10 protein-coding genes are annotated in these 14,352 nt (G+C 47.1%); 5 read left to right on the top strand and 5 right to left on the bottom strand.

Annotation, left to right across the window (positions count from 1 at the left end; genetic code table 11):
* Entirely contained in the window at positions 1 to 336 is a 336-nt protein-coding gene (gene yajC / locus CWI82_RS10575; protein ID WP_092858448.1) for a preprotein translocase subunit YajC, read from the bottom strand.
* Positions 337 to 535: 199 nt separating this feature from the next.
* Here yajC and CWI82_RS10570 point away from each other — a divergent pair, with 199 nt between their 5' ends.
* Together CWI82_RS10570 and CWI82_RS10565 are read left to right on the top strand one after the other, a co-directional pair.
* Complete coding sequence (locus CWI82_RS10570) at positions 536 to 1,162, top strand: trimeric intracellular cation channel family protein (protein WP_130203510.1); 627 nt, start codon at positions 536 to 538, stop codon at positions 1,160 to 1,162.
* A 2-nt stretch (positions 1,163 to 1,164) separates the two neighbouring features.
* Positions 1,165 to 4,542, top strand: a complete 3,378-nt coding sequence (locus CWI82_RS10565) for a hybrid sensor histidine kinase/response regulator (RefSeq protein WP_092858452.1) — start codon at positions 1,165 to 1,167, stop codon at positions 4,540 to 4,542.
* Here CWI82_RS10565 and CWI82_RS10560 read toward each other — a convergent pair.
* Together CWI82_RS10560 and CWI82_RS10555 are read right to left on the bottom strand one after the other, a co-directional pair.
* Positions 4,520 to 5,218: a response regulator gene (locus tag CWI82_RS10560; protein ID WP_233340254.1), complete on the bottom strand. Its 699-nt coding sequence runs from the start codon at positions 5,216 to 5,218 to the stop codon at positions 4,520 to 4,522. The genes CWI82_RS10565 and CWI82_RS10560 overlap by 23 nt on opposite strands.
* A 72-nt stretch (positions 5,219 to 5,290) precedes the next feature.
* A complete protein-coding gene (locus CWI82_RS10555; protein WP_092858456.1) occupies positions 5,291 to 7,519 on the bottom strand; it encodes a TonB-dependent receptor in 2,229 nt (742 codons plus the stop codon).
* 233 nt (positions 7,520 to 7,752) lie between these two features.
* Here CWI82_RS10555 and CWI82_RS10550 point away from each other — a divergent pair, with 233 nt between their 5' ends.
* Genes CWI82_RS10550 through CWI82_RS10540 form a run of 3 tightly spaced genes read left to right on the top strand, consistent with a single transcriptional unit; the run spans position 7,753 to position 11,918 of the window.
* Positions 7,753 to 9,048, top strand: coding sequence for a GntP family permease (locus CWI82_RS10550; RefSeq protein WP_130203509.1), 1,296 nt, complete (start codon positions 7,753 to 7,755; stop codon positions 9,046 to 9,048).
* A 27-nt stretch (positions 9,049 to 9,075) separates the two neighbouring features.
* Positions 9,076 to 10,743, top strand: coding sequence for a long-chain fatty acid--CoA ligase (locus tag CWI82_RS10545; protein WP_130203508.1), 1,668 nt, complete (start codon positions 9,076 to 9,078; stop codon positions 10,741 to 10,743).
* Positions 10,740 to 11,918, top strand: a complete 1,179-nt coding sequence (locus CWI82_RS10540; protein WP_199286269.1) for an E22 family MetX-like putative esterase — start codon at positions 10,740 to 10,742, stop codon at positions 11,916 to 11,918. Before CWI82_RS10545 ends, CWI82_RS10540 begins: the two co-directional genes overlap by 4 nt.
* A 44-nt stretch (positions 11,919 to 11,962) precedes the next feature.
* On the opposite strand, the gene CWI82_RS10535 is transcribed toward CWI82_RS10540, so the two are convergent.
* Together CWI82_RS10535 and CWI82_RS10530 are read right to left on the bottom strand one after the other, a co-directional pair.
* Positions 11,963 to 13,747: a TIGR03545 family protein gene (locus CWI82_RS10535; protein ID WP_130203507.1), complete on the bottom strand. Its 1,785-nt coding sequence runs from the start codon at positions 13,745 to 13,747 to the stop codon at positions 11,963 to 11,965.
* A gap of 6 nt (positions 13,748 to 13,753) precedes the next feature.
* Positions 13,754 to 14,260, bottom strand: a complete 507-nt coding sequence (locus tag CWI82_RS10530) for a TIGR03546 family protein (RefSeq protein ID WP_130203506.1) — start codon at positions 14,258 to 14,260, stop codon at positions 13,754 to 13,756.
* Positions 14,261 to 14,352 lie beyond the last annotated feature (92 nt).

Genomic DNA, 14,352 nt, shown 5'->3' with positions numbered 1-14,352 from the left:
TTACAGAGATTTCATCGTACCTTTTGGCAGTACTGCAGTAACCGCTGATTTCTGAACTGTTACTTCCATACCTTCGGCAACTGTGATCACCATAAAGTCTTTATCGTCTGAAATTTTGCTGATACGGCCAACAAAACCACCGTTCATCAGTACTTCATCACCTTTGCTGATGCTTGATACCAATTCTTTATGCGCTTTCACACGTTTTGCTTGTGGACGGTAAATCATGAAATAGAAAATCAAGCCGAACATAACCAGCATGAAAACCAGTTCCATACCGCCACCTTGTGGTGCTCCGGCTTCTTGTGCGTACGCTGTTGGAATTAAGAAATCCATGAATATCCCCTTACTGTATTTTTAAGTTATTGAGGTTAGAAATGGGGCTGAATATATTGCAAACAAGCCCTAATTTCTAATTTTTAATGAATGGCGGGCATTCTAACGAATTTCTGCTTAAATAGGGAGTAAATTGACGTAAACTAGTATTTCAGTACGTGCAACGGTTACGAACCATATTAGGAACCACAATAACAACATGGAATTGGCCACATTATTTTATTGGATTGACCATTTAGGCGTCGCCGTTTTCGCGGTTTCTGGCACCTTATTGGCGTTTCGCAAAAACATGGATGGCTTTGGCGTCATCGTATTGGCTACCGTAACCGCTATCGGTGGTGGAACTACGCGCGATCTCATTTTAGATATGCCGGTGTTTTGGGTATACGATCCATACTATTTATACACCGTTGCCCTTGCCGCTTTAGTCACTATTCTATGGTTGCGCTACAAAGATTACATTCATCAAAAAACCTTGTTACTCGCCGATGCGGTGGGCGTTTCGTTCTTTACCGTGATGGGCGCACTGAAAGCCTTTGAAGCAGGTTTTTCACCACTCATCTGCGTGATTATGGGTACCATGACTGCCTGTTTTGGCGGTATGCTACGCGATGTCCTCGCACGCGATATCCCCATGGTGTTAAAAGGTGAGTTGTATGCCACAACTTGCCTCATTGGTGCATCAGTGTTTGTACTGATTGAGCCGTACTCGCAATTGTTTGCGATTTTAATCGGTGGTATCACCACATTATTAATACGCTTAGGCGCGATTCGCTGGCAATGGTCTCTCATAGTCTTTCATGAGAATCAGGATGGGCACCGTTAACCATGCTCAGTACTGGGTTTGCTATACTCATCGCAATTATTTATATCGCCATCTTATACAGCATCGCGTATCGCGGTGAGCGCAAACCTCCAAATCAAGTCAAACCCTATCGTTATGCGCTTGCACAAGGTATTCACTGCACCACTTGGGCGTTTTACGGCACCATCACGCAATCCGCTTATTACGGTTGGTCGGTTGCGCCGACATACATTGGCGCCATGTTGGTGTTTTTATTTGCGCACCGCATTCAAATGCGCCTACTACACGTCTGTAAACAGCAAAACTTAACCTCAATCGCTGATGTTATTAGCCATCGTTATGGCAAATCACCCACGCTTGCAGTAACTGTGGCACTGATTGCCCTGATTGGTATCGTGCCCTACATTGCACTGCAATTACGCGCTGTTACCGGAAGCTTTGCGGCGGTTACTGGACTGGCAGAAAAACCGTTGCCATGGTTTGGTGATGTAGCGGCCCTCGTGGCGCTGGCGATGATGATGTTTGCAATATTATTCGGTACTCGACGCATGAGCTTGGCCGAACAGCATTCTGGCTTAATGGACGCCGTTGCATTTGAATCCATTGTTAAGCTACTAGCGTTTATGGGCGTTGGCGCATTCGTGAGTTACGCCATGTTCGATGGCGTTGCCGATGTGTTCATTCAAGCTTCGCAAACAGCCGAAATTAGCACTGTTCTAACGGGTCGCGATGACGGCGCCTTTGTGTATGTCACGCATATTCTACTGGGCGCCATTTCAATGTTTTGTTTACCGCGCCAGTTCCATGTCAGTTACATCGAAAATACCGATCCCGAAGAGCTAAGAGCCGCACGCTGGGCATTTCCGCTGTATTTATTTGCCATTAATTTGTTCATTTTGCCAATTGCCCTGGCTGGTTTGTTACTTGTTCCCGAAGCGGCACAAACGGATACGTTCATGATTACGTTGCTGTTAGAAGCCGACCAACCAGCGGTTACCGCCGTTGCCTTTGTTGGTGGGCTTGCCTCGGCGACCAGTATGGTTATCATCGCGACGCTGGCTCTGAGTATTATGATGTCCAACGACGTTGTCATGCCATTTTGGTTAAAGGCAACCAAGCGTAAATTACGTAATGTGTCATTTACTTCGCAACGTATTTTAGCTATTCGGCGCACCACCATCGCACTGATTATTATTCTGGCGTTTGGCTTTCACAAGTTAACCGAAGCGAATTTACCATTAGTCAACGCCGGCCTCCTGTCGTTAGCTTTATTGGCACAGTTAGCGCCAGCTTTACTCGGCGGTATCATCTGGCAGCGCGGCAACTACACGGGGGCCACTTTTGGCATTGCCGCCGGTACCGCATTGTGGCTATGGCTGTTGTTTCTCCCGTCAGTCCAACTCAACCGCGGTCTATCCGATACTGAATTGAGTTTTGGGGTACTGGTAAGCCTTGGCGTTAACTTAGCGCTATACGTGTTTGCCTCATTCGTTTCTAAATCTTCGACTATCGAGCAACAGCAACGACGTTTGTTCACAGACCCGACGGGTGGTCATGCCGAGCTTTATCAGCATCAGCCCATCACTTGGGGCCGCTTACGCCAATTGTTAGCACGATTTTTCGATTCGGTTGAGCTTGAGCGTTTGAGCGAACGCCTAAATCACGGTCTGACTATCGACAATGCTGACGAGCTGGTGCCTGGCTCATTGCTTGCCCGAATTGAACGTGAACTCTCAGCGGTCATTGGTAGCGCCGCCAGCCGTATCCTGCTCGATACCGTAACCCAGCAACCTTCGGTACCGATTGCGCAAGTAGTCACTTGGGCCACTGAGGCATCGCAGCTTTATAAATTCAATCGTGAGTTATTACAGGCCTCAGTCGAAAATATTCCGCAAGGAATTAGCGTGATTGACCAAGACCTTCGCCTCGTGGCTTGGAATCACCGCTACGTTGAAGTATTTGAATATCCATCAGGATTTCTGCAAGCTGGCATGCCGGTAGCCGATCTCCTCCGTTACAACGCGCAACGTGGCTTAATTAATACGGACTCACAATCTGATTTAAACGATGAAGTTGAAAAGCGCTTAAACTATCTACGCCAAGGCAGCGCCTATCGTTACCAGCGCCAGCAAGGCCAACATGTGATTGAATTACAGGGTGCGCCAATGCCGGGTGGCGGGTTTGTCACGACGTACACCGACATTACGGAGCTCGTTGAAGCGCAGCGCGCACTTGAGAAAGTAAATTTAGAGTTGGAACAACGGGTCGCCGATAGAACCGTTCAGTTGGTTGAAGCAAAACAAGCAGAAGAGCGCGCGCATCAGAGTAAGTCGCGTTTCTTTGCGGCGGTTAGTCACGATTTGATGCAACCATTTAATGCCGCAACATTGTTCTGCGACATGCTAACGCAACGGCTTGACGGTGATGCGGCCAAGCTATCGCGTCAAATACAGCAATCATTACAAAATGCAGAAGAACTGCTGACCATGCTGCTTGAAATGACCCGACTTGAAGCGGGTAACCTTCCGGTCAACAAACAACAAATCGCCTTGCACGATGTGATTCAACCACTGGTTGATAGCCAACGCATTATTGCGGCAGAAAAAAATCTTCAAATACGTTATGTCGCAACTCACGCTCAGCTATTTACTGACCGGAAGATGATTAGCCGTATCATTCAAAATCTTCTGTCTAATGCGGTGCGCTACACCGATTCAGGGAAAGTTATGATCGGTTTGAAACGCCACGGTGATAGCGTCCAACTCAAAATTTATGACACCGGTAGAGGCATACCAGCGGATCAACGCGACAAAATATTCCGCGAGTTTCATCAAGTCAGCCAATCGGGAGATAACCCAGGTTTGGGGCTGGGGTTAGCGATTGTAGAGCGAATGTGTCGGCTACTGGGTATTCCACTTTCATTAGAGTCAACGGTTGGCAAAGGTACGGTATTCACCTTATCGCTACATAATGTGACGTGGCAAAAGTCGATACCACGGGTCGCACCGCCGCAAACATTGAGCGCTGAACGATTTCTGGAAAATACCAACGTTTGGTTACTCGATAATGATGCGCAAGTGCTGCAAGCAATGGAACAGTTATTTACGCACTGGGGAGCCCGAGTGGTTGTGGCAACCAGTCGCGCGCAATTGCCATGGCATGAACACGAGCCGGACTTGTTAGTATTTGACTACCATTTGGACGAGCAAGATACCGGCATTGCGGTACTTGAAGCGGTTCGCGAGCACTATGAAAATGCGACCATTCCTGCCATTATCAACTCCGCTGACCCCGATGAAACAGTGCGTGAGCAGGTTATTGCCAAGTCGGCACTGTTTACCCCGAAGCCAATCAAAACGGCGGCGTTAAAGCGGCTGGTTAAACGTCTGTTGCGTCGCTAAATTCACTGGCATTCAGCATTTGTTTGAAGAGGATGCCAGCTTGGGTTCGATTGATGACGTTTAGCTTGCGCAAAATGGCAGACACATGCTGTTTAATCGTTGTCTCTTGCACATTCAATTCATAAGCAATCTGCTTATTTAACAAGCCATCAGCTAAACATTCCAACACGCGAAATTGCTGTGGTGTTAGCTGCTCAAGACGCTGCGCAAAATCGAGATATTGTTCTGGATGTTCGGCTTCAACTGCATCACGTAAATGCGTCGGCAACCAAGTGTCGCCCGCAAGCACACAGTGAACAGCTTGCTGTAATTCAGCGAGCGGCATCGATTTTGGAATATAGGCACTAGCACCAAATGCCATGGCTTGACGAATTGTCTGCAATTGTTCGTTAGCCGACACTATAACGACCAAGATATCAGGGTAACGACTACGCAAGGAGGTAAGTCCGGTTAGCCCGCGATTACCTGGCATGGTCAAATCTAACAATACAAGTTCAACTTGGGGTTCTTGCTCAATAACTTGCAACAACTGCTCAAATGAGGCGACTTCGAGAATAGGGGCAACCAGAGTTTCAAGTAATGCTTGTTTTAACGCTGCCCGAAATAATGGATGATCATCTGCAATGATTGCTCGCGCCATGCCTGAACCTATGGAATGTTTATCGAAAGTATCCATGCTAGCGCGTCCAATGAAAAAAGTCAGTGGTTACCTGCCATTTGCGACAGGTAACCACCAAGTGGGGATAAATTAAAACTTATACCCCACAGCCAGGGAAACAGTGCGTGGATCACCGTAGTAACCGACAACTGCGTCATCGCCGAAGGTTGGTCCGAAGTTGTAACCACCAACACGATATTCTTCGTCAGTTAGGTTCTTGCCGTGTACGCCAACCGTCCAGTTGCCGTTAGCCGAATACCACACTACGCTGGTGTTGAGTAAACCGTAACCTTCTTGGTCAAGCGGTGACGGGGCTTCAAACATTTGCACGTCATCACGATAGGCATAGTTTGCTGACCATACAATTTCACCACCCGCCATTTCGAATGACTTATTAAAGCCAATGCTGTACGTCAATTCTGGTGTATTTTGGAATGACCAAGCATCGGTTACATCAGTGGTTTCACCGGTTGCCGGCTCTTCATAGACAACTGAATCGAATTCAGCATCGATATAGCCAAGCATAGCAGTGAAGTTCAAGGTATCGGTTGCCGCGAATACTGATTCAACCTCAAAACCTTTCACCGTCGACTCACCGGCGTTCAATACTTGCGATGAAATACCTGCTGGCACAACACGCTGTACCGTCACTTGCATATCTTGATAATCAGAGTAGAAGATGGCGCTGTTCAGACGCATACGGCCGTCCAACAACTCAGACTTCACCCCGAACTCGACGGTATCAACGATTTCTGGATCGTACGGCTCGTTAATCGTTGGGTTCAACGACTGGTCAGCACGCATATCGACGCCGCCTGACTTAAAGCCATTGCTGTAACTACCGTAAACCATGACATCGTCAGAAACCTTATAGTTTAAGGCAACATGCGGTGAGAATCGGCTCCAATCAGCTTTCGTCGTAAACTCTGAGTTCACCGCAAATGGGTCGCCAAAACTGTCCACTGGGGCCGTATTGACGTAGTGCACGCCTAAGTAGGTATAACGGAAGACATCTGCTTCTTTCTCATCTTTGGTGTAACGACCACCGACCGTTAACGTCAGGTCGTCAGTCATTTGATAGTTACCTTGACCGAACACTGCAAAGCTGTCGGTTTGCACACAACCACCATTATCAACTGTTACACCGCCTAAGGCAGCGAGGTACATTGGTAGAACGGTTCCGAATACACCACAAGCTTCACCATCATAGAAGTACACACCACCGACAAAATCAAAGTTGTCGTTGTTGCTGTAATTTACTTGGAATTCTTGGGTAAATTGCTCGTCTTCATAGATAGCTGGAACCATGAAGATTGGCTCACCAGTCGAGTTAAAGTCGATGTTGGTGTTGGTATAACCTTCACGACTTGCGGTAACCGATTTAAAGCCCCACTCGGCGTTAATATCCCAGTTATAAACCAATGACCATCCTTCGGTTTCAACCAAGTTATCAACTGGCATTGCAGTGTTTGAGTCATACACATCATCAAGTGGCTCTTGGCCGGTCACTGAACTGGTCAGTAAACGATGTGCACCTTTCGCGTTTGATTCGTCTTCAGTGTTATCGTAAGAGAATTTCAAATCCATATTCTCGTTGATCAACCACTTAGCCGATAACCGGTAGGTCAGTAAATCTTTGTTGTAGTTCTCGTCGCCGGTGTTTAAGAAAGTACCAAAACCATCGCGTTGTAATGAGGCAATGGCGCCACCGACAAAGAAATTATCACTTAACGCAGTTTGACCAGAGATTTTCAGGTCACGTTGGTTGTAACTACCAATGGCACCCTGAACTGATAACTCATTATATCCAGTGAGCTCTTTGGTGACGTATTTTAACGCACCACCAATGGTGTTTTTACCGTACAAAGTACCTTGTGGGCCACGTAGTACCTCAATACGTTCAATATCGAACACTTCTAAAACGGCGCCTTGAGGACGCGCAACATACACATCATCAATATAAACACCCACGCCAGGTTCAAAACCCCAGAGCGGGTCTTGTTGGCCGACACCACGAATATATGCGGTTAGTGTTGAGTTGGTACCGCGACTGACTTGAATGGTGGCGTTAGGAATACGCTGCTGCAATTCGGTGATGTCTTCAACACCAATTTCTTCCAGATCGCCCGCACCAAATGACGATACCGATACCGGAACCTCTTGTAGGCTTTCAGTTTTACGACGTGCAGTAACTTCAATGCGTTCAAGACCTTGCATTTCATCTTCATTGGCCTGTTCTTGTTGCGCATAGGCTGGCATCGCCATTACCGAAGCAATGGTCATCGCAAGTAATGAGCGGCGAAAAATGGGTTGACTCATGATGTCGTTCTCCCGGATTGTTAAGTTGTTTTGTGTGCTAGTTGTTTTAATAATTTTCAGTGCAACGAAAGCAAACTGTTGTCATGGCCTAAGTACCCTAGCCTAAAGTTTTGCTTTTGTATTCTGTACGTTAGTACTATGTAAAAAAAAGTGCGCTTGCAGCATGATACGTCACATCAATGCAGCAGTTCAGGTCATGGCACTCCTGAAACCAACCTTCAAAGAGGTAATGCATGTTAAGCATGATAGGACTTGTTGGGGGCTTAGCCCTGCTCATCATTCTGACTTTGCGAGGAATGAACTTATTTATCAGCGCACCACTGTGTGCTGTGCTTGTTGCACTATGCAGCAGCGTTCCCCTATTCCAGGGTGATTTAAATTTCGTCAGCGCTTATATGAGCGGATTTTCAGGCTTTGTGGCCTCTTGGTTTTTCATGTTTTTGCTCGGATCGATTTTCGGTAAATTCATGGAGGACACCGGTGCCGCCGACAGCGTTGCCAAATGGATTATTGAAAAACTCGGCCGCAAGCAAGCAATGCTAGCGGTGGTTCTGGCTTGTGCGATTTTGACCTACGGTGGTGTTAGTGTCTTTGTCGTTGCGTTCTCTGTTTATCCCATGGCGCTATCGCTATTTAAAGATGCGAATTTACCACGCCGGTTTATTCCAGCGGCACTCGCCTTTGGCTCGGTCACATTTACCATGACGTCAGCCGGCTCACCAGAAATCCAAAACTGGATTCCGATTGAGTTCCTCGGCACGTCACCGTACGCGGCGTGGGAAGTCAGCTTGTTTGTAGCGATTTTAATGGCGCTATTTGGTTATTGGTGGCTGAACCGACTGATTCGTCGCGCGGTGGCGAATGGTGAATGCTTTGAAGCGCGCAGTGATGACCCGAAAAACTTAGAGCGTAAACTACCTAACCCCATTAGCGGTCTTGTGCCATTAATCGTGGTGCTTGCACTGAGCTTTATGTTTCATGAAGAGCTCAAGCAAAATGCATTGATTATTGCGCTATCTGGCGGGGTCTTAGCGATTTCAATCATCAACCACAAATACTTCCAAAATATATCGCAAGCATTAACCGAAGCGTCCACTGGCGCTTTAGTTGCAATCGGTAATACCGCAGCAGTGGTGGGCTTTGGTAGCATCGCTAAAGTCACACCAGCATTTGAACAAGCTGTCGCATTGATGACAAGCCTGCCTGGCAATGAACTTGTTGGTGCTGCGGTTGCGGTCAGTGTTATCGCTGGTTTAACCGGTTCAGCGTCGGGTGGTCAAGCCATCGCGTTACCTGTGCTTGGTCCACATTATATTGACGCTGGCGTGAATCCGGATCAGCTTCACCGGATTGTGGCGATTTCTTCAGGTGCGCTCGATTCCTTGCCGCACAATGGCTACGTGGTAACGACCATTCGCGGTATTTGTAAAGAGACCCACCAAGCGGCGTATTGGCCAGTGGCCGCCGTAACCGTCGTTGTTCCATTTGTTGGCCTTGCCGTGGCAATTGGCCTGTTTATATGGCTATAAATTATTTGCACTTAATCGAGGCACTTTATGTTTGAAGTATCTACAAGCGCCGCTGTCAGCCTACCAGGCGATGTTCAAGATAGTCAGTTACTGATTATCGATTTGCTGCGGCATGCGGTGCGCCGACACCCGCAGCAAGAAATTGTTTCGCGACGGCTAGAAGGCGATATTCATCGGTATTCCTACCAAGCCTGTTACGAGCGCACGTGCCAGCTTGCACACGCATTAAAACAGCTCGAAATTGAGCCTGGCGATCGCGTGGCGACCCTCGCTTGGAATACCTATCGACATGTCGAATTATATTATGCTGTCAGCGGCATTGGCGCCGTTATTCATACTGTCAACCCGCGCTTGATAGCTGAGCAGATCAAGTGGATTTTGGACGATGCTGAAGCGAGTTGGCTGTTTGTTGACTCGAGCTTTATCCCGCTTCTGGATGAATTTGCCAACGAGCTCAAAACGGTAAAAGGTATTGTGATTTTAACCGACGCAGAACAACAACCTATGTTGGACCATATCTGGTTACCTGTGCAAAATTATGAAACCTTGCTCAGCGAACAACCACGCGAATTTGATTGGCCTATTTTCTCTGAGCAAAGTGCTGCATTGTTGTGCTACACCTCGGGCACCACCGGTAATCCCAAGGGCGTTTTAACATCGCATCGCTCAACTGTATTGCATGCGCAGGCAACCCTGAGTGCTGAGTTACTCGACTTACGCACCGACACCGTGTTGATGCCGATGGTATCGATGTATCACGTTGGTGCGTGGGGCGCCCCCTACGCTGCCCCGCTTGCGGGAAGTAAGTTGGTGCTACCCGGCGCCGGTATGAGTGGTGCCGACATGCATGAGCTTATTACTTCTGAAAATGTCACTGTAGGTTTGGGGGTTCCAACAATTTGGCTAACCTTGCATAACTACTTGCACGAACATCAGCTGCATATTCCTTCATTAGAGCGTGTATGCGTAGGTGGCGCGGCATCTCCGCTTGGTTTAGTGAAAACCTATGACGAGCTTTATGATGTTTATTGGCAGCCTATTTGGGGCATGACTGAAACGGGCCCGTTAGCCTGCTCTGCGCCACCGACCGCAGCGATAATGGCGCTTCCTGCAACCGAACGCTATGCCATTCAAACTACTGCGGGCCGAGCCTGTTTCGGTGTGGATATGGCGATATTTGATGCATCTGGTCACCCGCTCCCACACGATGGTGTTACTTCGGGAGAATTGAAGGTACGTGGCCCTTGGATTGCCAGTAGCTATTACCGCCGTGACGACCCTGATATTTTTGCTGATGGCTGGCTTGCCACCGGCGACATTGCCGTGATTGATACGCAGGGTTATATGAAAGTCGTCGATCGCAAAAAAGACGTCATTAAAAGCGGTGGTGAATGGATTAGCTCGTTAGATATTGAAAATATTGCAAGCCAGCACCCAGATGTTAATGAAGGTTGCGTGATTGGCGTCAAGCACCCGAAATGGGACGAGCGCCCGCTGTTGCTTGTAGTCGCTAATAAAGGGCATCACATTGATAAGCAAGATATTTATAAATTCCTCGAAGGTAAAATCGCAAAATGGTGGATGCCCGACGACATTATTGTTGTCGATAGTCTGCCACATACCGGCACCGGTAAATTAATCAAAAACGAACTGCGTAAGCAGTACTTAAATTATCTGATGGAGCAATCAGCATGATTCTTCGACTCACAACACTTATTTTTATCATGGCAGTTTCGTCTGTAAGTGCCGTGCATGCATCTGAACTATTGGTTGAAAAAAAGTCATTTACAACCAAAAACTTTGCCACTGTGAGTGGCGAAGTTATTCCGGAAGTGACCATTGGCTGGGAAGCTTACGGTGAACTGAACGAAGCGAAAGACAATGTTATTTTGATTACTCACTTCTTTTCCGGCAATAGTCATGCGGCTGGTAAATACACGCCAAATGACCCGCAGTCGGGCTACTGGGACGCGATTATTGGTCCTGGTAAAGCAATTGATACTAATAAGTACTACGTATTGAGTTCGGATACGCTCGTTAATGCATTTCCGCATTTACCGCACGTGATTACAACCGGCCCAGCATCAATTAATCCGAAAACTGGAAAGCCTTATGGGTTAGATTTTCCAGTTGTCACTATCCGCGATTTCGTCAACGTGCAACATGCGCTCGTTACCAGCTTAGGTATCAACAAGTTACATGCTGTTGTGGGCGCTTCAATGGGCTCGTTACAAGCGCTGGAATGGTCAGCAGCTTATCCAGATATGGTGGAGCGCATGGTATCAGTGATTGGTGCCGGCGCAATGGATGCTTGGACCATTACCGCACTGGAGCACTGGGCGCGTCCAATTAAATTGGATCCGAATTGGAACCACGGTAATTACTATGATGGCGAGGCACCGCTACAAGGCTTGGCCAGTACACTAACAATGATTACCCAGCAAGCGATGCACCCAGTTGCTTTCAATCAGTCATCGCCGAAACAAGAAACGCTGCCAAAAGCAGCACTTGAAAGTGTGACCAATGGCTTGCCTGCAACCGACTTTTGGTTTGGTGCGGCCGCTAAGAACGCGCCATTAGCAGACGCGAATCACATTCTTTATTTAGTGCGGGCGAATCAATTGTTTGTCGCTGGACATGAGCAAGATTTAGCAACTGGCCTAAGTAAGGTAAAGGCAAAAACGCTATTTCTGCCAGCGAAAAATGACCTGCTATTACAGCCTTATTTAGCGAAGCAAGCAGTAGAGATTCTTAAAGAGCAAGACAAAGCACCGCAGTACGCTGAAATTGACGGTATTTTTGGACACCTTGATGGCGTTTACAATATTCAATCCAAAGCCACGGAGCTTGCCGAATTTATCAATCAATAAATGCAGAGAAAAACACCGGCATTTGCCGGTGTTTTTTATTGTGCTTAGTCACCTAAAACGCCTTTCAAACGATCTTTAAGCTTGTCTTCCAGCTTGCTTTCAAACTTAGCTTTAAGCAATTCTTGCAACTTCGCATCGCGCTGGTCTGCATCACCAAGAAGTGTTGAAAAGCTCGCTAAGACGTCTTGGTTTTCACCCAGAAATCCGCCAGTCTGCTCCTGTAATTTAGACTGCAAGCCAGCTAGCTCTGTACGACCGGCATCTAATGCGGCGGCTTTCAAAGCACTCCCTAATTGACGATCTAAATCAGAGTTAAATGAAAACTCCGGAGCATTGAGCGCACCTTGAATATCCGCGTTAATATCCAATCGGTTTAATTGGCGAAGCGCATTGGCAATAACTTCCGTCCAGCGGTTTTGCGCACTCGCCTCTACTTTCATATCAGCCAAACGAACGGTGCCGCCACCATCAAACATATTGTCGCGTAACGACACTTCACCTTCTGAATCGAGCAGTGCCGCCGCCAGAGTAGCGACAAACTCGGCTTGCTCGCTCAACTCGAGGCTATTCAGTTGAATCCCTTTCACCTGCCATTGCTGCTTCGCGTCAATTCCTTCTGCAGTTAGTGCAAGTTCGCCATTTAAGTTTAAGTTTTGCCACAAACTTGAGTTATCGGCACGCGCCATAAATGTTGTCGGTTGACCAAGTTGCTCATGTTGATGGGTAATGTTTGCCCAATCAACATCAAGTACGGTTTCGCCCCAAGCAAACTCAGTTTTTGCCTTTTTAATTAAAAACGATGGTGGTTCGTTGGCGTCACTAAACTCGAACCATATACCCTCGCCACGCTGTGGCTTAACCAAGGTTTCATCTGCTGAACGGGCTAACATTGGCGCCAACTGCTCATAAGCCAACAAGATGTACTGACTCCACTGACGCATTTGCTCACCAAAGAGAACTGCCGTGATTTCACTCAGGCCTTCACTATTAAGTTGCATCAGCTGCTGGGCACGCTCTAAATCTTGCTGCGGTGCAGACTTTACAGCTTCAAAATCAGCTTTTAACGTATCGACAGCGGCGGACGCTTGTTCTTTTACTTCTTTCAAGCGTGCTCTGTCGGCCTCAAACTTTTCCTTAAGCGCATTAAATTGTTCGCGCCGCTCTTGCAACTGCTGCGGGGTTTTGATCTCACCTTCAGTAATTTTTTTCAGTTCAGCTTCATAGGCTTTGAGATCGTCTGCAGTGGGCAGACTATCACGTGCTTCTTCCAGTACAGCTTTTTGCTCAGCGACCGTTACTTTTGCTCGTTCAATTGCTGCGGGTGTCTGCAAATCAACTCGAGCGATAATGTCGTCAACATTAGGCATCGAGAGATTCAACTTCGCTAAGCCATCTTTGGTCCAATCCTGGATGTCTTGCTTATCCGGAATCTGATATACCTCACCCGGGGCTGAGCGTTGTTGATGGACGCGAATACCAGTGCTCACCACGTTCTCGAAATGGAAGCGACCAAGCAATAACTGTTCGACATTAATCTCACCCGTCACATCACCAATTACCAAGCGATTAAATTCGGGCTCTGCGGGATCAGTTACCTGAATACCAGTAATTTTCAAACCCAGTGGGCTCCAGTGATGTTCCACTTGGCTAATATTTACTTCCGCCCCATTTAAGGTGCCTATAGTTCGCTCCAAGGTCCACTTAATAATGGTATCGAGGAGCAACCAAGAAAACGCAACGAGAAGCGCGCAGATAATGATAAAAGCACTCAGCCCCGACCAGCGAATAGCGCTTGGGCGAACGGTATTTTTTGTATTAGTTGCGGACATAACAGCTTACCCCCGTAAATCTGAGTAAATGACCCAAAAACGATTCGCTTTAAGCATTTGCACTAACTTGAGCTTGTTAAACCACTTTTGAATGCGCGTACGATACTGGGTAATGATAAAGAAACTGACAAACAATAGGATGGGCGCAAAGGCAACACTAATTATAAAGCTACCTAAGGTAATACTGTGGTGAAACTGTAACACGCGCCAAAATGCAGATTGATACATGGATTGCCATAGTGGTTGCCAGCTTTCGCTCGACAGCAGATAGAAACCAAACTGATGGAACCAAGGATCAAGTAAATACGCGATTCCCGAGCAAATGATAAAGCTCAGAATAAATCCAGTAAGGTTAATACGAAATAGCAACGCAATCAGCAGTATTGCTAAGTTATGCAGACGCCAAAGTGGCGTGAACCCCATCATCATACCAAGCACAAAAGCAAACGCTAATGCCCACGCACCAGACTCCGAGTTGAGCGCCTTTAAAAATTTTGCCAGTAATGTAAGCATAACAACATACTCCGAACTATATTTGTAAGCACAAGAATAGCTTACCTAAATTCATTCGGCTATTTTTCAACGTCTTTTTTACAAAAATAATA

The sequence above is a fragment of the Pseudidiomarina tainanensis genome (assembly GCF_004214835.1).
Lineage (GTDB): Bacteria > Pseudomonadota > Gammaproteobacteria > Enterobacterales > Alteromonadaceae > Pseudidiomarina > Pseudidiomarina tainanensis.
The sequence above is the reverse complement of the archived record's forward strand: the minus strand, read 5'-3'. Positions and strand labels throughout refer to the sequence as shown.

Coding starts and splice junctions, on each gene's coding strand:
- yajC (WP_092858448.1), bottom strand. CDS start 336: ATGGATTTCTTAATTCCAACAGCGTACGCACAAGAAGCCGGAGCACCA.
- CWI82_RS10570 (WP_130203510.1), top strand. CDS start 536: ATGGAATTGGCCACATTATTTTATTGGATTGACCATTTAGGCGTCGCC.
- CWI82_RS10565 (WP_092858452.1), top strand. CDS start 1,165: ATGCTCAGTACTGGGTTTGCTATACTCATCGCAATTATTTATATCGCC.
- CWI82_RS10560 (WP_233340254.1), bottom strand. CDS start 5,218: ATGGATACTTTCGATAAACATTCCATAGGTTCAGGCATGGCGCGAGCA.
- CWI82_RS10555 (WP_092858456.1), bottom strand. CDS start 7,519: ATGAGTCAACCCATTTTTCGCCGCTCATTACTTGCGATGACCATTGCT.
- CWI82_RS10550 (WP_130203509.1), top strand. CDS start 7,753: ATGTTAAGCATGATAGGACTTGTTGGGGGCTTAGCCCTGCTCATCATT.
- CWI82_RS10545 (WP_130203508.1), top strand. CDS start 9,076: ATGTTTGAAGTATCTACAAGCGCCGCTGTCAGCCTACCAGGCGATGTT.
- CWI82_RS10540 (WP_199286269.1), top strand. CDS start 10,740: ATGATTCTTCGACTCACAACACTTATTTTTATCATGGCAGTTTCGTCT.
- CWI82_RS10535 (WP_130203507.1), bottom strand. CDS start 13,747: ATGTCCGCAACTAATACAAAAAATACCGTTCGCCCAAGCGCTATTCGC.
- CWI82_RS10530 (WP_130203506.1), bottom strand. CDS start 14,260: ATGCTTACATTACTGGCAAAATTTTTAAAGGCGCTCAACTCGGAGTCT.